The organism is Shimia gijangensis (assembly GCF_900142085.1).
Taxonomy (GTDB): Bacteria; Pseudomonadota; Alphaproteobacteria; order Rhodobacterales; family Rhodobacteraceae; genus Shimia; species Shimia gijangensis.
Genome location: NZ_FQZQ01000015.1, coordinates 81,765 through 102,783 on the forward strand (window position 1 = coordinate 81,765; position 21,019 = coordinate 102,783).

General features: G+C 54.8%; 20 protein-coding genes and 3 tRNA genes. 10 read left to right on the forward strand and 13 right to left on the reverse strand.

Translation table 11 applies throughout. From position 1 onward, the window contains the following. Positions 1-155: 155 nt before the first annotated feature. Together BUC32_RS13575 and BUC32_RS13580 are read left to right on the forward strand one after the other, a co-directional pair. Positions 156-1,529, forward strand: coding sequence for a M20/M25/M40 family metallo-hydrolase (locus BUC32_RS13575; protein ID WP_073253795.1), 1,374 nt, complete (start codon positions 156-158; stop codon positions 1,527-1,529). 189 nt (positions 1,530-1,718) lie between these two features. Further along, positions 1,719-2,507: an SDR family NAD(P)-dependent oxidoreductase gene (locus BUC32_RS13580; protein ID WP_220387632.1), complete on the forward strand. Its 789-nt coding sequence runs from the start codon at positions 1,719-1,721 to the stop codon at positions 2,505-2,507. A 91-nt stretch (positions 2,508-2,598) separates the two neighbouring features. Here the strand turns inward: BUC32_RS13580 and BUC32_RS13585 are convergent, their stop codons facing one another. The 7 genes from BUC32_RS13585 to tgt all read right to left on the reverse strand — a co-directional run bounded on the left by BUC32_RS13585 (position 2,599) and on the right by tgt (position 7,989). After that, complete coding sequence (locus tag BUC32_RS13585) at positions 2,599-2,823, reverse strand: RND transporter (RefSeq protein ID WP_073253798.1); 225 nt, start codon at positions 2,821-2,823, stop codon at positions 2,599-2,601. Between the two features lie 25 nt (positions 2,824-2,848). Next, positions 2,849-2,925, reverse strand: a tRNA-Asp gene (locus tag BUC32_RS13590). Positions 2,926-2,976: 51 nt separating this feature from the next. Continuing rightward, positions 2,977-3,053, reverse strand: a tRNA-Asp gene (locus BUC32_RS13595). Between the two features lie 424 nt (positions 3,054-3,477). Continuing rightward, positions 3,478-3,553, reverse strand: a tRNA-Val gene (locus BUC32_RS13605). A 12-nt stretch (positions 3,554-3,565) separates the two neighbouring features. Next, positions 3,566-4,024, reverse strand: a complete 459-nt coding sequence (locus tag BUC32_RS13610; RefSeq protein ID WP_175556942.1) for an HU family DNA-binding protein — start codon at positions 4,022-4,024, stop codon at positions 3,566-3,568. Between the two features lie 177 nt (positions 4,025-4,201). Further along, complete coding sequence (gene lon, locus BUC32_RS13615; protein WP_073253805.1) at positions 4,202-6,598, reverse strand: endopeptidase La; 2,397 nt, start codon at positions 6,596-6,598, stop codon at positions 4,202-4,204. A gap of 260 nt (positions 6,599-6,858) precedes the next feature. Further along, on the reverse strand, positions 6,859-7,989 hold the full coding sequence (tgt, locus tag BUC32_RS13625; protein WP_073253810.1) for a tRNA guanosine(34) transglycosylase Tgt: 1,131 nt from the start codon (positions 7,987-7,989) through the stop codon (positions 6,859-6,861). Between the two features lie 106 nt (positions 7,990-8,095). Between tgt and BUC32_RS13630 the strand changes: the two genes are divergently transcribed. From BUC32_RS13630 to tpiA, 5 genes are all read left to right on the forward strand, one after another. Then, entirely contained in the window at positions 8,096-8,989 is an 894-nt protein-coding gene (locus BUC32_RS13630; protein ID WP_073253924.1) for an SPFH domain-containing protein, read from the forward strand. Continuing rightward, the gene (locus BUC32_RS13635) at positions 8,986-9,261 is read left to right on the forward strand and encodes an NfeD family protein (RefSeq protein WP_073253813.1); all 276 of its coding nucleotides are present in this window, start codon (positions 8,986-8,988) and stop codon (positions 9,259-9,261) included. The genes BUC32_RS13630 and BUC32_RS13635 overlap by 4 nt, the downstream gene beginning before the upstream one ends. Positions 9,262-9,355: 94 nt before the next feature. Beyond that, positions 9,356-9,718, forward strand: coding sequence for an SUF system Fe-S cluster assembly protein (locus tag BUC32_RS13640; RefSeq protein ID WP_073253816.1), 363 nt, complete (start codon positions 9,356-9,358; stop codon positions 9,716-9,718). Between the two features lie 28 nt (positions 9,719-9,746). After that, on the forward strand, positions 9,747-10,097 hold the full coding sequence (locus BUC32_RS13645) for a HesB/IscA family protein (RefSeq protein ID WP_073253819.1): 351 nt from the start codon (positions 9,747-9,749) through the stop codon (positions 10,095-10,097). 108 nt (positions 10,098-10,205) lie between these two features. Next, the gene (tpiA, locus tag BUC32_RS13650; RefSeq protein ID WP_073253822.1) at positions 10,206-10,952 is read left to right on the forward strand and encodes a triose-phosphate isomerase; all 747 of its coding nucleotides are present in this window, start codon (positions 10,206-10,208) and stop codon (positions 10,950-10,952) included. Positions 10,953-11,091: 139 nt separating this feature from the next. Here tpiA and BUC32_RS13655 read toward each other — a convergent pair whose 3' ends face one another. From BUC32_RS13655 to BUC32_RS13665, 3 genes are all read right to left on the reverse strand, one after another. After that, a complete protein-coding gene (locus tag BUC32_RS13655; protein ID WP_073253825.1) occupies positions 11,092-12,465 on the reverse strand; it encodes a TRAP transporter large permease in 1,374 nt (457 codons plus the stop codon). Further along, positions 12,465-13,130 carry a TRAP transporter small permease gene (locus BUC32_RS13660; RefSeq protein ID WP_073253828.1) on the reverse strand — a complete coding sequence of 222 codons (666 nt, stop codon included), beginning with the start codon at positions 13,128-13,130 and terminating at the stop codon, positions 12,465-12,467. Before BUC32_RS13660 ends, BUC32_RS13655 begins: the two co-directional genes overlap by 1 nt. An 89-nt stretch (positions 13,131-13,219) precedes the next feature. Then, positions 13,220-14,224, reverse strand: a complete 1,005-nt coding sequence (locus tag BUC32_RS13665; RefSeq protein ID WP_073253830.1) for a DctP family TRAP transporter solute-binding subunit — start codon at positions 14,222-14,224, stop codon at positions 13,220-13,222. 372 nt (positions 14,225-14,596) lie between these two features. Here BUC32_RS13665 and BUC32_RS13670 point away from each other — a divergent pair, with 372 nt between their 5' ends. Further along, on the forward strand, positions 14,597-15,670 hold the full coding sequence (locus BUC32_RS13670; protein WP_083599333.1) for a fatty acid desaturase: 1,074 nt from the start codon (positions 14,597-14,599) through the stop codon (positions 15,668-15,670). Between the two features lie 50 nt (positions 15,671-15,720). On the opposite strand, the gene BUC32_RS13675 is transcribed toward BUC32_RS13670, so the two are convergent. The 3 genes from BUC32_RS13675 to BUC32_RS13685 form a co-directional block, all read right to left on the reverse strand. Continuing rightward, a complete protein-coding gene (locus BUC32_RS13675) occupies positions 15,721-16,194 on the reverse strand; it encodes a tRNA (cytidine(34)-2'-O)-methyltransferase (RefSeq protein WP_073253836.1) in 474 nt (157 codons plus the stop codon). A gap of 143 nt (positions 16,195-16,337) precedes the next feature. Further along, the gene (locus tag BUC32_RS13680) at positions 16,338-17,567 is read right to left on the reverse strand and encodes a sigma-54-dependent transcriptional regulator (protein WP_073253839.1); all 1,230 of its coding nucleotides are present in this window, start codon (positions 17,565-17,567) and stop codon (positions 16,338-16,340) included. After that, the gene (locus BUC32_RS13685) at positions 17,564-19,318 is read right to left on the reverse strand and encodes a sensor histidine kinase (RefSeq protein ID WP_073253842.1); all 1,755 of its coding nucleotides are present in this window, start codon (positions 19,316-19,318) and stop codon (positions 17,564-17,566) included. Before BUC32_RS13685 ends, BUC32_RS13680 begins: the two co-directional genes overlap by 4 nt. Before the next feature lie 59 nt (positions 19,319-19,377). On the opposite strand from BUC32_RS13685, the gene BUC32_RS13690 reads away from it, so the two are divergent. Both BUC32_RS13690 and BUC32_RS13695 read left to right on the forward strand, forming a co-directional pair. After that, entirely contained in the window at positions 19,378-20,559 is a 1,182-nt protein-coding gene (locus BUC32_RS13690; RefSeq protein ID WP_073253844.1) for a cytochrome P450, read from the forward strand. A gap of 58 nt (positions 20,560-20,617) precedes the next feature. Next, the gene (locus tag BUC32_RS13695; protein WP_073253847.1) at positions 20,618-21,019 is read left to right on the forward strand and encodes a hypothetical protein; all 402 of its coding nucleotides are present in this window, start codon (positions 20,618-20,620) and stop codon (positions 21,017-21,019) included.

Here is a 21,019-nt window from a genome sequence, read left to right on the forward strand (position 1 = left end):
GTGAATGCATATATCGCGCGCCTCATCAGCGCAACAGGTCGCATATTGCCGCTACCCTCTCCTTGACCTAGGTCAAGCCTTCTGGACAGCGCTGTCGGGACTGATAGGCTTAGCTCAAACTAATCTCAACCCCTTCCATGACAGGACTGTACCACATGTCACTTGAAAACGTTTTGGCCCGTATTGATGCCGATCTGGACGCTGCCACCGATCGCCTTATCGATCTGTTAAAAATCCCCTCAATCTCGACCGATCCGGCCTTTGCTGCCGACTGTGATCGTGCGGCAGATTGGTTGGTTGCAGATCTGCAATCCCTTGGAGTCACCGCACAAAAACGCCCTACCCCCGGTCATCCGATGGTTGTGGGACATATCGAAGGTGACGGGCCTCACCTATTGTTTTATGGACATTACGATGTGCAGCCTGTCGATCCGCTGGATCTTTGGGATCGTGATCCGTTTGATCCACAGATCGAAGACACCGCTGCGGGCAAGGTCATTCGCGGGCGCGGGTCGTCCGATGACAAGGGCCAGTTGATGACTTTTGTTGAGGCTTGCCGTGCGTGGAAAGCCGAATACGGCGCCCTGCCCTGCAAAATTACCTTTTTCTTTGAAGGCGAAGAAGAATCAGGGTCTCCGTCTTTGGTGCCGTTCATGCAGGAAAATGCCGCCGAGCTGACCACCGACATTGCCTTGATCTGTGACACAGGCCTTTTTGAAAGTGCAGTGCCGGCGATCACCACACAACTGCGTGGGCTGTTGGGTGAAGACTTTACCATCACCGGCCCCAGCCGCGATTTACATTCGGGCATGTATGGTGGCATTGCGATGAATCCGATTCGGGTGCTGACCAATATTCTGGCCGGACTGCAGGACGACACCGGTGCGGTGACCTTGCCCGGATTCTATGACGATGTGCCCGAACTCTCAGACGAGATTCGCAGCCAATGGCAGGGGTTGAACTTTGATCACAAGACCTATCTGGGCGACGTTGGATTGAAAGCACCCGCCGGGGAACAAGACCGCACGCCGCTTGAGCAAATCTGGTCGCGTCCAACCTGTGATGTGAACGGTATCTGGGGAGGCTATACCGGCGACGGTTTCAAAACCGTTCTGCCAAGTCAGGCTTCGGCTAAGCTTTCCTTCCGGCTGGTGGGTCAGCAAGACCCGAACAAAATTCGTGAAGCGTTTCGCACCTATTTAGAAGGCAATCTACCAAATGGATTCACGGTGGAGTATCGCACCGAAAAGGGCTCGCCTGCTTCTCAGATGTCGGTCGAAGACCCAGCCTTTGACAAGGCCCGCAAAGCCTTGTCAGATGAATGGCCCCGTCCTGCGGCGTATGTCGGCTGTGGCGGGTCCATCCCGATTGCCGGGTTCTTCAAAGACATTCTGGGCGTGGATGCCATGCTGATCGGGTTTGGCAAGGATGATGACCAGATCCATTCACCCAATGAAAAATACGACCTGGAAAGCTTTCACAAAGGCACGCGCAGCTGGGCGCGTATCCTCGCGGAATTGACAAAGTAACACCCCGGAAAGCTTCCTGAAGAAACAAAATGGCCGCGCTTTGATTAGCGCGGCCATATTTTGAATGTTGAATGACAGTATTGAGCCCAAAAAAGACTAACTTTCTGCCCCTACAATCGTCTCTTGTCGCAGAAAGTGATTGGTGCAACCGTCATATACGGTTCACGGTTTTTGGAAGGGGAACGGGCAATGATGCGATTTACTGAAAAGGTCGTGCTTATTACCGGAGGAAACTCTGGCATTGGGTTGGCTATAGCTGAACGATTTGCACGCGAAGGGGCCCATATGATTTTAGTGGGGCGTGATCCAGGTAAGGGCTCGGCGGCGGTCGCCAAAATCAAGGACCTGGGCGCGGAAAGTGAGTTTTTGCAAATTGACTTAAGTTCGGAAGCAGCAGTTCGGGATGCCGTGGGGCAATTGGGCAAACTTGATGTTCTCGTAAACAACGCGGGGCTTGGAACTCGGCGAACAGCAGTTAATCCAGACGATACCCCGGGCATTCGTTGGGATCGGTGGCGTGGGGCAAATTTGGATGCAACGTACTACATGACCGCGTATTGTTTGCCCTTGCTGAAGAAAAGTGGAGGTAACGTAATCAACATATCTTCTACTGCCGCGATGCACGGTAACTGGGGACTCTATGGAGTTTCCAAAGCAGGTGTCGAAGCCTTAACCCGCTCATTTGCGACTGAAGCTGCGCCTGTACGTGTGAATGCCATTAGCCCGGGATGGATTTCGACGGATGCCACTGTTCATGCATCCGGCAACGCGGATGGGTCATGGGAGTTACCACCTTCTCTGCTGGGCCGTGTGGGAACCGGAGCCGAAATTGCTGGGGCGGTTACTTTTCTGGCTTCGGAGGATGCGTCTTTTGTAACCGGTCAAACCCTTATCGTAGACGGAGGTTTGACGACCATGGATTTTCCATCGCGAACCTTACTGAATGATGTCGGGAATGATCTGTTTTCTGGTGGATAAATCGATGTGCCAAGCTCTAAAAATAGAGCTCTTGGCAACGGCAGTTTTGTTCGAATAACAGACAATGACACCAGCCTACTCGAAAGCGACTTCAGTCAACCTGCTTTCGGACCGTCTGCGCTGCCTTAAGAACCAACACCACCCAGGGTGCGCCGTGCAGAACGAAATCGAACCAGTCGATGGGCTTCACCAACTCTCCGACAGCCAAGAGTTTCAGTTTTTCCCAGATATGCGGCTCGGGCGTGAATGGGGCGAGGCCAAGGGTCAGCGCCACAAGGATCACGATGGGCCAGGACAGGTTGTCTAGGGCTTTCATAGCAAGCATTCCAGAGAGAAGAAAATGGCGCGGTTGACGGGGCTCGAACCCGCGACCTCCGGCGTGACAGGCCGGCACTCTAACCAGCTGAGCTACAACCGCGCATTTTGTCTTTCGACGCGATCCATTGACCCGGATCAGGGCTGGTAGTGATGGCGCGGTTGACGGGGCTCGAACCCGCGACCTCCGGCGTGACAGGCCGGCACTCTAACCAACTGAGCTACAACCGCCCACTACCCGCAACAAGGCCATGCCCCGAAGCGTGAGCCGTGGTTTATGCCGGGCCGCGTGGCGCGTCAAGCGGTTATCAAAGCGCCGCGAAAGTTTTTTCACTCAGTACATGATGTGCGTGATTCCGCCGGTCCTATTAGGGAAAATTCGCAACTTGTACTGCTATGACAACGCGATTTGATAATTCTCATTAAAGAAAGAAAACAATGATCAGATTATCCGCCCTGTTTTGCGCAGTTGCCTTGACTGTATCAGCCTGTGCACTGCCGGAACCCGAGCCCGTTTATGCCCAACCTAGTTTTGACAAAACCGGCAATGCGCATTGTATGGATGGTTATAGCGTGATGACAACCGACACCGGGCAAAGCGTTTGTGCCCCTGACGCCTAGTCAGCAAATCAGCCATAAACGACATGATCGGGAGTGGTGGGTCGTGAGAGGCTCGAACTCCCGACATCTTCGGTGTAAACGAAGCGCTCTACCAACTGAGCTAACGACCCGGATGGCGCTGTTTAGCTTTGCTCATCACTGTCGGCAAGCCCCTCAATCGAGACTGTTCTCTCGAGTGGTTGGCGGACACGCACAGTCATAACTTTGCCGTTGGACACATCTTTGGAGCGTTGAATCTTCATTTTACCGAAGGGTCGCAAATTCAAACCACGCCCATCGGCCAGTGTTTCTCCTAGCACCGCCAGCGTCGCTTCGATCACAGGTTTGGCGAATTTCTTTTTGATGCCGGATTGTTCAACCACGGCATCAATCAAGTCTTTCTTTTTCAGCTCCGGCGCCGACACAACGGGTTCGGATGCGGTGACCACCACAGGATTAGCCTGCGATGCCGGTTTGGGCGGAGCTTTGCGCGGAGTGGTTTTTGCGGTGGAACTGGTGGAAGACTTGACCTTGGGCACGCTTTTTGTCGCTTTTGCCGAAGCTGTCGAAACGCTTTGTGTACCTGTTGTTGGTTTAGCCATGACTCGTCACCTCATTGTTTTTATTTGGAAACAGCCTAGCAGGCAAAACGAAACGATACTACCCTGCAGATTGTAGCACTCAGCTCAAACCACCTTTGCATCAAGGTAAAAATGCAAAAAGGACGCGGAAACCTCCACGCCCTTTCAAAGTCTTATCTACGGTAAATTCGCGCGCATTTAGTGGGCTGTGGCCCCTGCCCCGTCGCCCTTGGCCAATAGTGCCGCCGCTTCGGCAGCTTCGTCCCATTCGACGGCCTCAGGCTCACCGACAAGCGCCAGCTTCAACACTTCGGACACATGCGTCACAGGAATGATTTCCAACCCTTCCTTCACATTGTCCGGAATCTCGGCCAGATCTTTTTCGTTCTCTTCAGGGATTAACACCGTTTTGATGCCTCCACGCAGCGCCGCGAGAAGTTTCTCTTTCAAGCCACCGATCGGCATCGCATTACCACGCAGACTGACTTCGCCGGTCATGGCAATGTCACGGCGCACAGGAATACCGGTCAGCACAGAAACGATGGATGTTACCATGGCCAACCCAGCCGAAGGGCCGTCTTTTGGTGTCGCGCCATCGGGCACGTGCACGTGAATATCGAACTTCTCAAACTGAGGCGGCTTAACGCCAATCTTTGGAGAGATTGAACGCACATAGGAAGACGCCGCATCAATCGACTCTTTCATGACGTCGCCCAGTTTGCCAGTGGTCTTCATCCGACCTTTGCCCGGCAACTTAAGGGCTTCGATATGCAACAAATCGCCGCCAACACTGGTCCAGGCCAGGCCAGTGACAACACCGACCTGATCTTCCTGTTCAGCAAGCCCATAGCGGTATTTCTTGACGCCAAGGAACTCGTCAAGATTGTCCTCGGTCACCACAACTTTCTCGGCTTCCTTCTTGACGATCATAGTCACCGACTTGCGGGACAATTTGGCCAATTCGCGCTCAAGGTTGCGCACACCCGCTTCCCGCGTATAGCGGCGGATCATTTCGTTCAAAGCACCATCCGTGACCTCGAACTCGCCCTTTGTCAGGCCGTGGTTCTTAACCACTTTACTCAACAAATGCTGGCGCGCGATCTCGCGCTTCTCGTCTTCGGTGTAACCGGCCAGCGGAATGATTTCCATTCGGTCCAGCAATGGTCCCGGCATGTTGTAGGAGTTCGCCGTGGTCAGGAACATCACGTTCGAGAGATCATATTCGACCTCCATGTAGTGATCGACAAAGGTTGAGTTTTGTTCGGGATCCAACACTTCGAGCATGGCAGATGCTGGATCGCCACGGAAATCCTGCCCCATCTTGTCGATTTCATCGAGCAAGATCAGCGGATTCGTGGTTTTCGCCTTTTTCAACGCCTGAATGATTTTACCCGGCATTGACCCAATGTAAGTACGACGGTGACCGCGGATTTCGCTCTCGTCGCGCACGCCACCCAATGAGATACGGATAAACTCACGTCCTGTCGCCCGTGCGACCGATTTCCCAAGCGAGGTTTTCCCAACACCGGGAGGGCCCACAAGGCACATAATCGGGCCTTTGAGCTTTTTCGAACGCTGTTGCACCGCAAGATATTCAACGATGCGTTCTTTGACTTTCTCTAAACCATAGTGGTCGTCATCCAGGATTTTCTGAGCTTTGCTCAAATCCTTTTTCACGCGGGATTTATTGCCCCACGGAATGGCAAGCATCCAATCAAGATAGTTGCGCACCACAGTCGCTTCGGCGCTCATCGGCGACATGTTCTTGAGCTTTTTCAGCTCGGCCTCTGCCTTTTCACGGGCTTCTTTCGACAGTTTGGTCTCGTTGATCTTCTGTTCCAGCTCGGCGACTTCGTTCGAGCCATCTTCGCCATCCCCAAGTTCCTTCTGAATGGCCTTCATCTGCTCATTCAGATAATATTCGCGCTGGGTCTTCTCCATCTGAGATTTGACGCGTGTTTTGATCTTTTTCTCGACCTGCAGAACGCTCATTTCGCCCTGCATCAGCCCATAGACTTTCTCAAGCCTTTCGCTGACCGACAGCGTCTCCAGCAGCTCCTGTTTTTGTTCAACCTCAATGCCCAGGTGACCAGACACAAGATCGGCCAGCTTGGCGGGCTCTACAGTCTCGGCAACAGCCGCCAGAGCTTCTTCTGGGATGTTCTTTTTGACCTTGGCGTAACGCTCAAATTCATCTCCAACCGTGCGCAGCAACGCTTCGATCGTGGCCGCATCGCCGGGGAGTTCCGAAAGATGCTCAGCCGTGGCTTCAAAGAACGAGCCGTTCTCGATGAAATCGGTAATCGCAACCCGTGCCACCCCTTCGACCAGCACCTTCACGGTGCCGTCAGGCAGCTTCAGCAATTGCAAAACATTAGCCAAAACGCCGGCACGGTAAATGCCGTCCGCTTCCGGGTCGTCCTCGGCCGGGTCAATCTGGCTCGACAAAAGAATTTGTTTGTCGTCCTGCATCACTTCTTCGAGGGCACGGACCGATTTGTCGCGTCCCACAAAAAGCGGCACAATCATATGTGGAAATACCACAATGTCGCGCAATGGCAGCACAGGATAGGATGAATTGAGTGGCTCTAGCATGCTCGGTCCTTGTTCTTGGCAAAACGACACTGGCCCCATTTTAGGCAACCTTTTGGCCGTTTCCGTTTCCTGGATATTAAAACTGGGGTTGGCTCCCACAGATTTCAACCGTTCCAGTTGGTGGCATCTACAATGCCTTTCCCACAAAGGAACGGCAAGCAGCCATTGCACCAAAGCAGCAGAAACTTATCCACAGATTTGCGGGATGGTGGGTGGGGCGATCCGCGCAACCGTGGGAGCGCCAATCGATCCCTCCTGAGTTAAAAAGGTTCAATATCGCCCTGTGCCCGCCCCTCGTGGAAGGCAACCTGCCAGGCTTCAAACGTCCCCCCCTCAATCGCATCCCGCATGCCCTGCATGATCTCTTGGAAGTAGTGCAGGTTATGCCATGTCAGCAACATGCCCGAGATCATCTCGTTGGCGCGGAACACGTGGTGCAGATAGGCGCGGCTATAGTTCGAACAGGCCGGACACGTGCAGTGTTCGTCCAGCGGGCGCGGATCGTCGGCGTGGCGGGCATTTTTGATATTCACCACCCCATGGCGCGTAAACACCTGCCCGGTGCGACCGGATCGCGAGGGCAACACGCAATCCATCATATCAATCCCACGCGCCACTGCGCCGACGATGTCATCCGGTTTGCCCACACCCATCAGATAACGTGGTCTGTCCATTGGCAGCATGTCGGGGGCATAGTCCAACACGCCAAACATGGCCTCCTGCCCTTCTCCGACAGCAAGCCCACCAACTGCGTAGCCCTCGAACCCGATGGCCTTTAATGCTTCGGCGCTTTCTGCGCGCATGTCTTGCTCAAGTCCGCCCTGCTGGATGCCAAACAACGCATGCCCCGGACGGTCACCAAAGGCCTCGCGAGACCGCTTTGCCCATCGCATCGACAACTGCATACTTTCATTGATCCGCTTACGATCTGCAGGCAGCGCGGGGCATTCGTCAAAGCACATCACAATGTCAGACCCCAACAGACGTTGAATCTCCATCGATCTTTCCGGGGTGAGCATATGCTTTGAGCCATCAATGTGGCTCTTGAAAGCAACCCCTTCTTCGGTGAGCTTGCGCAACTCCGCCAGTGACATCACCTGAAATCCGCCCGAGTCCGTCAGAATGGGCCTGTCCCAATTCATGAACTTGTGCAATCCGCCCAGACGGTCAATTCGCTCGGCTGTGGGACGCAGCATCAAATGATAGGTATTGCCCAAAAGAATGTCGGCCCCGGTCGCGCGCACGGATTCGGGCATCATCGCCTTGACGGTCGCCGCTGTGCCCACAGGCATGAACGCCGGTGTGCGGATTTCGCCTCGCGGTGTTTTTATCACGCCTTTGCGCGCTTTACCGTCGGTGGCCTGCAATTCAAAGGAAAACTGGCTTGTCATCCTGTACCTTTCTGGGTTTTGCTACGTCCAACCATAATTGACCGCACTTGTAAAACGGTCCGTCAATACACACATGTATACAATTGCATACCAAGTGGAGAGTTTCATGCCAGAAGACCTTATAATTGACCTTTTGTCCGGCAACCTTGTTTTGATCCTTGGGGCCATTTTTCTAATCGTCATCGTTTTGCGGGGTATCAAAATTGTTCCGCAATCCGAGAAGTTTGTTGTTGAGCGTTTCGGCCGCCTGCATTCGGTTCTTGGGCCGGGTATCAACTTTATTGTCCCATTTCTGGATGTCGCCCGCCACAAAATCTCAATCCTTGAACGCCAGCTTCCCAATGCGTCTCAAGACGCGATTACCCGAGACAACGTTCTGGTGCAGATCGACACCTCTGTGTTTTACCGCATTCTTCAACCTGAAAAAACCGTCTACCGTATCCGCGATGTTGATGCAGCGATTGCCACCACTGTGGCCGGTATCGTGCGGGCCGAAATCGGCAAAATGGACCTTGATGAGGTGCAGTCCAACCGTGCCCAATTGATTGGCCAAATTCAAACCAGTGTTGAGGACGCCGTAGATGACTGGGGCATTGAAGTCACCCGCGCCGAGATCTTGGACGTGAATCTGGATCAGGCCACCCGCGACGCCATGCTTCAACAACTGAACGCCGAACGCGCCCGCCGTGCTCAAGTGACCGAGGCCGAAGGCACCAAGCGCGCGGTCGAGCTGAATGCAGACGCCGAGCTTTATGCAGCGGAACAGATCGCCAAGGCGCGCCGTATTCAGGCCGACGCCGAAGCCTATGCAACCCAGGTTGTGGCAGTGGCCATCCGTGAAAACGGCATCGAAGCCGCCCAGTATCAGGTCGCCTTAAAACAGGTCGAAGCCCTGAATGCGCTTGGCGGTAGTGAAGGCAGCCAGACGGTTTTGGTGCCCGCCCAGGCGCTCGAGGCCTTCGGCAATGCGTTTAACATGCTGAAAGGTGGCTCAAAATGAGCGCAATCGTAAGCATCTGGTGGGTTTGGTTGGCCGCGGCCCTTGCGCTGGCGATTATTGAGGTTTTGGCCCCGGGTTTCGTGTTTCTTGGGTTTGCCATTGGGGCGGCAATCGTTGGCCTTATGCTTTTGGGTCCTCTTTCGCTGGCGTCGCCTGCGATGTTGCTACTGGTGTTTGCCGCGTTGTCACTGGCGGCCTGGCTTGTGCTGCGTCGGTTTTTTGCCCTGCCAACCGGTCAGGTCAAAACCTTTGACAGCGACATCAACGACTGATCCTGCGCTTTGCTGACGCAAGCGGAGGGCGGGCTCTGGACCTTGCCCGCCCTAAACCCTATATGTTCACTCAGGATTGAGACAGGACAGACCAATGACCCACGCACCAGACCCCGTTGAGGGCACCCCTTTGATCGCGCCATCGAGCACAGATCACCCGCTGCACGAAGCAGCTGTCGAGGCGTGCCGCAGCGTGTTTGACCCGGAAATTCCGGTCAACATCTATGATCTGGGCCTGATCTACACGATCGAGATTTCGCCAGAAAACGATGTCAGCGCGATCATGACCTTGACAGCACCCGGCTGTCCTGTGGCCGGTGAAATGCCGGGTTGGGTTGAAGAAGCCATTTCTGGCGTTGCAGGTGTTCGCTCGGTTGCGGTTGAGCTGGTATGGTCACCACCGTGGGGCATGGAAATGATGTCAGATGAGGCCCGTCTTGAATTGGGCTTCATGTGATTTTTGAATTGGTTAGGAAGGAAAGCTGATGTTTGGCATTCCCGGAAAGCAAGCTGTCACGCTAACACCCAAAGCAGCGGCACAGATCACCAAGCTGATGGCCAAAGATGGCCATTCCGGCCTACGCATCGGCGTCAAAAAAGGCGGCTGTGCGGGCATGGAATATACCATGGACTACGTGGCTGATACTGACCCGAACGACGAAGTCATCGAACAGGACGGCGCCCGCGTGATGATCGCCCCTATGGCGCAAATGTTTTTGTTCGGCACCGAGATTGATTACGAAGTCTCCCTTCTGGAATCCGGGTTTAAGTTCAACAATCCCAATGTCTCCGAGGCCTGCGGATGCGGTGAGTCGATCAAATTTGACTCGATGTGACCCACACCTGAAACACCGATGAAGACCAACAGGTGCGGCATTTACCGTCCTTGACCTGTCTTGTTTCAGTGTTGAGAACGGGACACTCAACAGGAACGAGGACGGCACATGCGACGTAAATTGGCTGCAGGCAATTGGAAGATGAATGGATTGGGTACGGCTCAGGATGAGTTACGCGCAATCGCTGCAACACCAACGCGCCAGACGGATTTGCTGATTTGTCCACCGTCAACATTGTTGGAACGCGCAGCAATTGTTGCCTCGGATACCCCCCTAGAGATTGGTGGTCAGGATTGCCACGCAAACCCTACGGGCGCGCACACTGGTGATATCTCGGCCGAGATGCTGGCCGATTGCGGTGCCAGCTATGTGATTCTGGGTCACTCAGAACGCCGGACCGATCACAACGAAAGTAACGCTCAGGTCGCCGCCAAAACCCTCGCAGCATGGACAAGCGGCCTGACCGCAGTGGTTTGCCTCGGAGAAAGCCTGAAGGAACGCCAATCCGGCCAAACCCTGGATGTGATCACCGCTCAGCTGGCAGGATCCCTGCCCGATGGCGCCACAGGCGAAAACACCGTTGTCGCCTATGAACCTATTTGGGCGATAGGCACAGGTCTTGTGCCTGAGATCGCTCAGATAGATGAGGTTCATACCATTTTGCGTGCTGAACTGGTCAAACGGTTTGGCGTCATGACCGGTGATGCCATTCGCCTGCTATACGGTGGATCCGTCAAACCCGACAACGCAGCCGAAATCTTCGCCGTGCCCAATGTGGACGGAGCCCTTGTGGGTGGCGCCAGTCTAAAATCCCATGACTTCAAAGCGATCATCGACGCGCTTGACGCGTCCTGAATATCATCTGGTCTAAAAAATCCCGGGGTGAGCGTTGAAAATCTTTGCATTTTCAACGCGAGGGGCAGCGCCCTGCTTCATAAACAAAACGGCCCCCGATTGAATTCGGAGGCCGTTTTTTCTGTCTTTGGCTGAAACCTTAATGGGTTATGATTTCCGGCCCCATGAAGGTGTTGGGCAGGAAGGTCGACAACCATGGAATGTAGGTCACCATAATCAGGAAGACGAACAGCACGGCCAGGAACGGCAGGGCTGCGCGCACAACACTCATCATTGGCATGCCCGCCACACCTGAGGTCACAAACAGGTTGAGACCCACAGGCGGCGTAATCATCCCGATCTCCATGTTGACCACCATGATGATGCCCAAGTGGATCGGGTCAATGCCCAGTTGGATGGCAATCGGGAACACCAGCGGTGCGACGATTACCAACAATCCCGAAGGCTCCATAAACTGACCACCGATCAGCAGGATCACGTTGACCACGATCAGGAACATGATCGGACCGAACCCTGCTGACAACATCGCACCGGCGATGTGCTGCGGGACTTGCTGTTCGGTCAGAACGTGCTTCAGGATCAACGCGTTGGCGATCACGAACAACAGCGTGACAGTCAGCTTACCCGCCTCAAACAACGTGTGTTTTGTGTCTTCATGGAAGAAGGCCGTGACCAAGGCCTGTGGCTTGCGCAATAACTTGCCCTTGCCATTTCCCCGGTCCGCCAGAGGCCCCATGTCTTTGTAGATGAAGGATGCGATCAGAAAGGCATAAACAGCAGCCACAGCGGCGGCCTCGGTCGGTGTAAAGATACCGCCATAGATACCACCCAGAATGATAACGATCAGGAACAGGCCCCAACCGGCTTCCATGCCGGATTCGGCAATCTCGCCCCAGCCTTTCCAGTCCCCTTTGGGCAGGTTTTTGACCTTGGCCATGCCATAGATGGTCACCATCAGCATGAAGCCCGCCAACAGGCCGGGAATGACACCGGCCAGGAACATCCGGCCCACCGACACTTCGACGGCGGCAGCGTAAACCACCATCACGATCGAAGGCGGGATCAGAATGCCCAATGTGCCTGCGTTACAGATCACACCTGCGGCGAACTCTTTGGTGTAACCCACCTGACGCATACCCGCGATCACGATGGACCCGATGGCCACAACCGTCGCCGGAGAAGACCCGGACAAGGCAGCAAACATCATACAGGCAAAGACACCCGCAATCGCCAGACCGCCGGGCAAATGCCCCACACAAGCGATGGAAAAGCGAATGATCCGTCGCGCCACACCACCGGTGGTCATGAAAGATGACGCCAGAATGAAGAACGGGATCGCCAGAAGCGTAAAGTGTCCTTCAAAGGCCTCAAACAACGTGCCCGCAACAGACGCCAGCGTGGCATCCGAGAAGAACAACAGGAACAGAATCGACGAGAGACCCAATGATACCGCGATTGGCACACCGATCAGCAAAAGGCCGATCACCATGGAAAAGAGTAGAATTACTTCCATCAGTCATGCTCCCCCTGCTGTGCCCGGACTTCTTCGATTTCATCCTCAACTTCGTGACTGGCGACCAGACGATCAGTTTCACCACGCACGATTTGCATCGCGGCCTGAATGAACCGATAGAGCAAAAGGATCATCGACACTGGCAACACAAGATAGGGCACCACCTTGGGCAGTTTTTCGTACTCGTCACCATAGTTGATCAGATCCTCGAGGAATCGCAGGAAGCCCACCATCGGCACATCCTGCACTTCGTAGAACGATTGCGATCGGAATTTGTCGGCAAAACCAGTTGGGAACCAACGTCCGCTTGTAGGCGGGAGGTCTGCAAACACGGCCCAGTAGTCATAGGCGCCTTTGACCATAAAGACCGAAAACAGCAAGCAGCAGCCCACCGCAATGATCCCCATTATGCGTGCGGTCGCAGGCGACACCATGTTGATGATGGCATCCACCCCAAGGTGGCTATGCTTTTTCACTGCATATGATGCCCCCAAAAGAACCAACCAACCGAACATGAACACTGTCAGTTCCAGCGCCCAGAGAATATTTGAGTTAAAGCCGAACCGGGCAATCACGTTGGCAAAAGTTACAACGGTCATCAGCCCAATGAGGATCGCAATCAGCGTCTCCTCGATCCGGTCCACGAAACTATGCTGATGTTGCATGTCCCCATGTCCCCGATTTTGTTTGAAAAAAGGGCGGACTCGTTGGCCCGCCCAAGGTCAGGTGCGCCGTAAAGGGCGCACCGTCATGCTTACATGGACGCGTTGATCGCTTGTGCAGCGTCGATGTTTTCCTGGCCCACGTCTTTTGAGAACTTGTCCCAAACAGGGCGCATGGTGTCGACCCACTCCTGACGCTGCTCAGCGTTCAGGCTGCGAATTGTACCACCAGCATCGATGATCGACTGTTTCGCGGCGTTATTCACAGCGGTCGATTCTGCGTTACGTGTGGTGGTGACTTCGCCAAGAATGGTCAGGAACTGGTCACGCACATCCGCATCCAAGCTTTCCAGCCAATCCACATTGGTCACAACCAGATAGTCGATGATGCCGTGGTTGGTTTCAGTCACGCCGTCCTGAACTTCAAAGAACTTCTTGCCGTAGATGTTCGACCAGGTGTTCTCCTGGCCGTCCACAACGCCCTGCTGAAGTGCGCCGTATACTTCCGAAAACGCCATTTTCTGAGGCGAGCCCCCGATGGCCTCCATTTGAGCAACCAGAACGTCCGACGACTGAACACGGAACTTCAGGCCATTGGCGTCCGAAGGCGATTCCAGGGGTACGTTGGCTGACATTTGCTTCATGCCATTGTGCCAGTAGGCCAGACCTTGCAGGCCGCGGCGCTGCATCGAATCCAACAGACCCTGGCCTGCGTCAGAAGCTTGGAACGCATCAACCGCGTTCACGTCTTTGAACATGAAAGGCAGATCGAAAATGCGGAATTGCTTGGTGAACTTTTCAAACTTGGACAGCGAAGGCGCCGCCAGCTGAACGTCGCCCTGCAACATGGCTTCGAGAACCTTGTTGTCGTTGTAGAGCGTCGAGTTCGGGAACACTTCCATGCAAGCTTTGCCGTTCATCTCGTCGTTGACACGCTGCTCAAGCAGCGAGGCGGCGATGCCTTTGGGGTGTTTGTCGGTGTTGGTCACGTGGCTGAACTTGATGACGATCTCACCTTCGTCACAAGCCGCCATAGCGGTGGTGCCAGCGGTGACGGTCAAGGCCAGTGCGGTTGCGGCTGTTGTTAAAAATTTCATTGGGTCTCCTCCCGGGTTTTCATGCAGTCTAATCAATTACACCCCAATCAGGGCGTTACCCAAAAACACTGACTCGAGGCGAAAAACCGCTCAAGCTTTAGTTTTGCTTTGTCTAAGAATGCATCAAAACGCTTTTATTTCAGTACGCTAAGAGAATTTCCAAGACCTCCCTGTCAAATTCGAAAAGCAAATCGTGCGAATTTTCACACAAGTCATTTTCTACTTGTGCGGAATTCCGCACAGAGCGTAATCCACGATGCGCTTGATTACATTGTCGACAGCTCACCCAGATGTGGCTTTTCCACCTCTTCCATAGGAACAAGCACTGGATCATGATATGGCAGGTCCAAATCCACCGTGAGACCATGCACTATGACCACCGAAAGCACCTCGAGGCCGGGCATTTCGCCTCAGTCCCGCCGTCACAACGACATGCGGCGCGAAGCATTGCGGGCCCACCCGGAACTGGCGGAACTGTCCGGCACCGAGCCGCGCACAGCGCTGGCGCTGCCTGTGTTACTGGCGGCCCAATGGGGGATCGCCTGGCTGGTATCTGATGGGGGCTTTTTGCTGGTTGGGCTGACGGCCTTTTTCATCGGACAAATCGTCTATCACTCTGCGGCATCGCTGATCCACGAAACCTGTCACAAAATGGTGTTTCGCGGGCCTCGTGCGAAACTGGGATTTGACCTTGGGCTGGAGTTCATCCTGACGTCCTATGGCAAGCAGTTGATTTACCAGCACCAGCACATCACCAGCCACCATCCCTTTGTCGGGGATTACGAGCGCGATTATGAACATGAGGACATCTGCGCGCTGCAGGCCCGTCAGCATGTACGCCGCACACACCCATCCCTGCAGCGTTTGCTGACGATTCTGACGTTGATCCTGCATGTCTTACCATTGGGATTTATGCTCGGGGATGCGATCTTACCGCGCCTTTACGCTAAGGCTTCCGGTCGCCCTCAACGTGATCCAGTTGAACGCTTTACCGGCACATCCCCAACAAACAAAGAGATGCGCCCGTTCATTGTCACGTCGATGTTGTCAAATCTGCTGATGTTGGTTCTGCTCGGGCCTTGGGCGCTGTTGTATCACGTCTGGTCCCTGTCGATCTTCCTGGGCAAATTTGGCATTTCAAACCTTGGCCAGTCGCTGAGCGAACACCCCGGCATGGACATGGAAAACCCGACCCGGTCGACCTATGGCTGGATCAATCGCGTGTTGTTCAACACCGGCTATCACAACGAACACCACAGCTTTCCAAACGTGCCATGGACCCGCCTACCCGACTTGCACCAAGGCGCTCCTGAAGTGTTTCACGCCACTGCCGAAAAATCATATTTGGGATGTTGGTGGGACCACGTAAAAGGCGATTTTGCCGCCAGCCGTGATTTGGAAATACACCGAACGGATCAATCCGAGCGGTGTGACGGAACCATTTAGAGACCGCAACTCGGGATGATATTCAGCCCGCCCGTTTCGACAGGTAGGGCTTAACCACTCAACTGAGTACGCATAGCCTGATACACAACCGCCGTGGCTACATTGGCCAGATTCAAAGATCGCACCAATGGATTGCGCATCGGCAGACTAAACACCCGATCCTCATTGCCGTCCAAAATCGTTGAAGGCAATCCGCTAGATTCACAGCCGAACACCAAATAGGCATCAGCTTGATAGTCCGGTGTGAAAACGCTTTGCGCGCCATGCTCTTCAAAATAATACAGGCCATCACGCGGTGGTTTTCGCGTCTCCAGAAAATTTTGCCAGCTGTCATATTCCGTGAGGTGAACATGCTTCCAATAATCTGTTCCGGCCCGCCGAACGGATTTCTCATCAAGGGAAAATCCGTAAGGTTTGATTAGGATCAATTCGAGATCCAGAGCCACACAAGTGCGCCCAATTGCGCCTGTATTGAACGGTATTTCCGGCGTCACCAACACCATTTTCATGCAGGGATCAGACATAGGAGAAAGGGCCTTTTGGGTCGCGAGCGTTGGATCAGCTTATCAACGCCCCCTATAGACCGATCATTGGGCGGTTCACAACGCCTTCGCTAAATTATCGCCCTGCCAGATGCCTTCCTAAAACAGGCGACCACGACCATTGGCTAAGTCTTAAAGTCTTCCGGCTTCAGACCATGTTTGCTTAATTTGTCATAGAACGTCTTGCGCGGCAGTTTCAGGGCCTCGGCCGCCACAGAGGCCCGTCCCTTGGCCCGACGCAGCGCTTCCTGCAACAAAGACCGCTCGACCTGCGCCATCTGATCCACCAACCCAAGGCCTCCGGTTTCTTCTTCGGCGTCCAACAAGCCCAGCGCGAACCGCATTGCCACACTCATCAACGCACGAGCGTTGCCGGGCCAATCACGCGCCATCAGGTTGGCCACCAGATCAGGGGTCACCTCGGGCGGCCGAAGACCGGCCTGCTCGGCGGATTGAGACACATATTGACGAAACAGGATCGGAATATCTTCGGGTCGTTCGGCCAGCGACGGTATGCGCACCTGCATCGCATCCAACCGATAAAACAAATCGGCATGCAAAAGCGCTTGTTGTACTGCCTTACCAAGATCCGCCGTACTGCCAAAGATCAGGCGGGGATGATCGCCTTGTTCCATCAGGTTCATCAGCGCGAACTGGGTGTCCATCGGCATGGCCGTGATTTCATCCAGAAACAGGCTGCCACCAGCGGCATCACACGCCGCCCGCTCAAAGCGCGCGACATCCATACCGGCAGCGGATTGCTTGCCAAAGGGCCCCTTACTGAGCGGAGAACACAAATGCACAACCTCGGCGACCTTTGAGATACCTGTCCCCGGCGCGCCCGTTACCAGAACTTCGGCACTGGTGCGCGCCACATTGCGCACCCGCGTGCGCAGACTTTCGGACAGATCAGAAGATCCAAACAACATCCGCGCCGCGGGATCACCGGTTTCCAGTTGCGCCTTGAGACGGCGGTTTTCCAGCACAAGTGTTCGGGTGTTCAGCGCGCGTCTAATCACCGTGACCAATTCCTTGGGCGCGCAGGGTTTTTCAAGAAAATCAAACGCCCCCTTGCCCATTGCGGACACGGCCATCGGAATATCACCCTCGCCGGTCAGCAAAATGACCGGCAGGTCAGCGTCCAGATCATGTGTATATCCCAACAGATGGAACCCATCGCGCCCGGGCATGCGGATGTCCGAGACAATCACACCTTCAAAATCTGGCGATATGTGGTCTTTGGCTTCTATGAAAGATCCTGCTGTAACGGCCTCGAAATCTGCCAGTTCGATCGTCTGCCCCAAGGCTTCACGTACCGCCACGTCATCATCTACCAAAAGCACCCTGCGTATCATGCTGCCTGCTCCTTGTCGGCCCAGTAATCAAGTTCGACCGTAAACTCTGCCCCACCTTCCGGGGCGTTGGCGCCGCGGATCTCGCCGCCAAAGGACTGCACCAGACCATAAGAAATCGAAAGCCCCAATCCCATGCCTTCAGCGCTGCCTACTGCCTTGGTGGTAAAGAACGGGTCAAAAATCTTTTCAGGCTCTTCAATGCCCGGGCCGCTGTCGGTTACACGAATGATCACCCGGTCCGAAGTCTCAACCGCAATGCGGATCACCCGAGCTTTGGTTCCTTCCATCGCGTCAGCGGCGTTGCTGATCAAGTTGACCAGCACCTGCCCCAGTCGCACTTCTCCGCCACGCACCCACACGGACACATCGGGCGCGTTCCATTCCAATGCTATTTCGTCCCGCCTGATCCGTGCTTCTGTCATCTCCAGCGCACTTTCAATCACAGCAACAATATCGACCCTGCCCATGGGTTCACTTTCATTGCGGGCAAATGCGCGCAGGTTGCGGATGATGCGTGCCATGCGTCCTGCCAACGCCGATATGCGGGACAGGTTTTCACCAGCAACCTCGACCTTACCCCGTTCCAGAAATTGCTCCCCGTTTTCGGCAAACTGTTGAATGGCCATCAGTGGCTGGTTCAATTCATGGCTGATGCCCGCCGACATCTGGCCCAGCGCGCTTAGCTTGCCAGCCTGAACCAAATCGGCTTGTGCCTGCTTCAGAGCTGCTTCGGCCTCTTGGCGTTCGCTAATCTCGCGGCGCAGCTGCACGTTTGTGTCTGTCAGGGCGCGGGTGCGGGTTTGTACACGTTCTTCCAGCACGGCATTGGCCTCGGCCAGAACGCGGCGTCGCTGAAAAGCCTGATAAAGGAACACGCCAAAAGCAAAAATCAATGCAGCCACAACCGCCGCCTGAAGATTTGCCAGCCGAGTGGCGGGACGCACATCCAGAACCGCCTCTCCGACCATTGCAATCACCGGCATCGGATGCACAAGGTGCAGACCTCGTTCGGGGATATAAGCGCCCCAATCCAACCGCCACAAATCATGCCCTGCCCGTTCATAATCCCAAAATGGGGGCGCCGCACCTTCTGGGGGCACCAGACCAGTGTCGCCGGGCTTGCGCCGCCAGAACAGCATCTCGTCGCGATTGGTGATAAACACCAGCCCGTCCTGATCAATGAAGAACACGGCCGGGCCATCGCCCTGCCAGTTGGCTTCAACATAGTCGATATCGACACTCACCACCAAAGCCCCACTCACCTGACCGTTTTGAGCAAAGCTGGGCGAAGCAAACAGGAAATGGCGAAGGCCGGTTTTCGGGTTGCGCAAATGATGCACGCCAAGCGCTCCATTCATCGCGCGTTCAAAGTGCGGCGTGCCAACAATCGTCTGCCCCCGCATGGAAAAAGCCGAGGCGAGCGTCTTGCCGGATGTGTCAACGTAATAGAGGTTCAGGGCTGCCGTCTTATCCGCCGCATCCAGCAACAGGTTCTTTGCGGCCTCGGGGTCTCCCCCATTGCTAAGCCCTGTCAGCACAGGGTGCGATGACAGCAGTACCGCCAGTTCCTGATAGCGTTGCAATTGCGCGGTCAGCCTGTCAGCCGCCAATGCAAGGTCGGCCTCGCCCTGTTGGGCAAGCTGGTCCAAAGCCTCGCTATAGCCCAATCGCCAGACACCTCCCGGCACGGTCACCAAAAGGACAGCAAAAACCGCAAGAATCGCAAAGCGTTGTCGAACCCAACTTCTCATTTTGGCAGATTAGCAATTGCGCGCTTGCATTGACCAGCCGCTTGCCAAAAATGGGAAGTATGAAACTTCTCACCCAATCCCCGACTGAGCCTAATTTTGTTCAGAACCCCTATGCTTTTTACGAAAAGATACGCCAACAAGGGCCGCTGGTCTATTGGGAAGACTATGCCATGCCCTGCGCGATCTCGCATGAATTGGTCTCATCGATTTTCCGCGACCGTCGATTTGGCCGCGAAGTGCCGCCAGAGCAGGCCAAAGCTCATCCCCCACATCTGGAGGCCTTTTACCGGATTGAGGCGCATTCCATGCTCGAACTGGAGCCCCCACGCCACACCAGGCTGCGCAGCTTGGTGCTACGCGCCTTTACCACCCGGCGGATCAAAGCTTTGTCAGGCGACATTACCAGCTTGTGCCACGAACAGATTGATGCCTTTCCTGACGAGCCGTTTGATCTGATGCACGCCATGGCAGCGCCATTGCCTGTGCGGGTGATCTGCCGCCTTCTGGGGGTTCCCGAAGAGATGGGGCCACAATTGCTCGGATGGTCCAACGCCATGGTGTCGATGTATCAGGCCCGCCGCACACCAGAAATTGAATCCGCCGCCGCCACAGCTTCGCAAGAGTTCTCGGATTACATTCGCTCCTACATTGATGAACGTCGCAAAACCCCATCCGACGACCTGCTCAGCGAGTTGATTGCCGCCGAAGAAGCCGGCGAGCGGCTGAGTACGGATGAATTGATCACCACCTGTATCCTGTTGCTCAACGCCGGTCACGAAGCCACGGTGCACAGCTTTGGCAATGGTGTGAAAACTTTGCTGGAGTACAACACACCGGCCAGTGCCTTTGCGCCGGACGCCATCGACAAAACGGTTGAAGAGATTTTTCGCTACGATCCACCTCTGCATATGTTCACACGCTATGCCTATGAAACCATCGACATCGCAGGCCATCGATTTCAGCGCGGAGACGAAGTGGCTTTGTTGCTGGGGGCGGCCAACCGCGACCCGGCGGTCTGGAAAGACCCGGCCGTGTTTGATCCCACCCGCTGTATTCAGACCAACACCAGCTTTGGCGGCGGTCTGCATTTTTGTGTTGGTGCTCCGCTGGCGCGACTGGAACTCAGCATCGCGCTGCCGATCCTGTTTGATGCATGCCCCGGCCTGCACATCGTTGAGCCGCCGCAATACGCCAACGTCTATCACTTCCACGGTCTGGAACGGTTGATGGTTTCGCGATAAAAATGTATCTGCCAACAGGTGAAACCTGACCGCTCCGCTATGAGAGAACGCTTTCCTGATGACCAAACCTGTCCTGAAAATTCTAAGCGGTCCTTCTCCAACTAAAAATGCGGCCGGAGAAGCAGTTTTAGCCGGCACTTCAACGCTGTTATCTGCGCTTGGTACAGCCGCAGATCTGGTTCCATTTGACGATGAAGGTCTGCATCAGGTTTTGAGTTTTCGGGTCGCAACTGCCCGGCAGGCTCAGCAAAGAAGCACATGGTTTGGAGGCAGACTCTACAACCTGATAATCGGGGAGGATGCCGACTACGTGCCTTTGTCCGGTTCGCACCTGAAGCAGACCCTTTTGGTTTGCGGCATTGAGCCACCGGATATCGTTGTTAACGGAGGGCGGTACTTGTTGCTGGTGGATTATGCGCGACAGGCAATCGACGTGCTGGATTCGAGGATCAGTAAATGA

Excerpts from the sequence above, each read along its gene's own strand:
- BUC32_RS13575 (WP_073253795.1), top strand. The coding sequence starts at position 156 with ATGTCACTTGAAAACGTTTTGGCCCGTATTGATGCCGATCTGGACGCT.
- BUC32_RS13580 (WP_220387632.1), top strand. The coding sequence starts at position 1,719 with ATGATGCGATTTACTGAAAAGGTCGTGCTTATTACCGGAGGAAACTCT.
- BUC32_RS13585 (WP_073253798.1), bottom strand. The coding sequence starts at position 2,823 with ATGAAAGCCCTAGACAACCTGTCCTGGCCCATCGTGATCCTTGTGGCG.
- BUC32_RS13610 (WP_175556942.1), bottom strand. The coding sequence starts at position 4,024 with ATGGCTAAACCAACAACAGGTACACAAAGCGTTTCGACAGCTTCGGCA.
- lon (WP_073253805.1), bottom strand. The coding sequence starts at position 6,598 with ATGCTAGAGCCACTCAATTCATCCTATCCTGTGCTGCCATTGCGCGAC.
- tgt (WP_073253810.1), bottom strand. The coding sequence starts at position 7,989 with ATGACAAGCCAGTTTTCCTTTGAATTGCAGGCCACCGACGGTAAAGCG.
- BUC32_RS13630 (WP_073253924.1), top strand. The coding sequence starts at position 8,096 with ATGCCAGAAGACCTTATAATTGACCTTTTGTCCGGCAACCTTGTTTTG.
- BUC32_RS13635 (WP_073253813.1), top strand. The coding sequence starts at position 8,986 with ATGAGCGCAATCGTAAGCATCTGGTGGGTTTGGTTGGCCGCGGCCCTT.
- BUC32_RS13640 (WP_073253816.1), top strand. The coding sequence starts at position 9,356 with ATGACCCACGCACCAGACCCCGTTGAGGGCACCCCTTTGATCGCGCCA.
- BUC32_RS13645 (WP_073253819.1), top strand. The coding sequence starts at position 9,747 with ATGTTTGGCATTCCCGGAAAGCAAGCTGTCACGCTAACACCCAAAGCA.
- tpiA (WP_073253822.1), top strand. The coding sequence starts at position 10,206 with ATGCGACGTAAATTGGCTGCAGGCAATTGGAAGATGAATGGATTGGGT.
- BUC32_RS13655 (WP_073253825.1), bottom strand. The coding sequence starts at position 12,465 with ATGGAAGTAATTCTACTCTTTTCCATGGTGATCGGCCTTTTGCTGATC.
- BUC32_RS13660 (WP_073253828.1), bottom strand. The coding sequence starts at position 13,130 with ATGCAACATCAGCATAGTTTCGTGGACCGGATCGAGGAGACGCTGATT.
- BUC32_RS13665 (WP_073253830.1), bottom strand. The coding sequence starts at position 14,224 with ATGAAATTTTTAACAACAGCCGCAACCGCACTGGCCTTGACCGTCACC.
- BUC32_RS13670 (WP_083599333.1), top strand. The coding sequence starts at position 14,597 with ATGACCACCGAAAGCACCTCGAGGCCGGGCATTTCGCCTCAGTCCCGC.
- BUC32_RS13675 (WP_073253836.1), bottom strand. The coding sequence starts at position 16,194 with ATGTCTGATCCCTGCATGAAAATGGTGTTGGTGACGCCGGAAATACCG.
- BUC32_RS13680 (WP_073253839.1), bottom strand. The coding sequence starts at position 17,567 with ATGATACGCAGGGTGCTTTTGGTAGATGATGACGTGGCGGTACGTGAA.
- BUC32_RS13685 (WP_073253842.1), bottom strand. The coding sequence starts at position 19,318 with ATGAGAAGTTGGGTTCGACAACGCTTTGCGATTCTTGCGGTTTTTGCT.
- BUC32_RS13690 (WP_073253844.1), top strand. The coding sequence starts at position 19,378 with ATGAAACTTCTCACCCAATCCCCGACTGAGCCTAATTTTGTTCAGAAC.
- BUC32_RS13695 (WP_073253847.1), top strand. The coding sequence starts at position 20,618 with ATGACCAAACCTGTCCTGAAAATTCTAAGCGGTCCTTCTCCAACTAAA.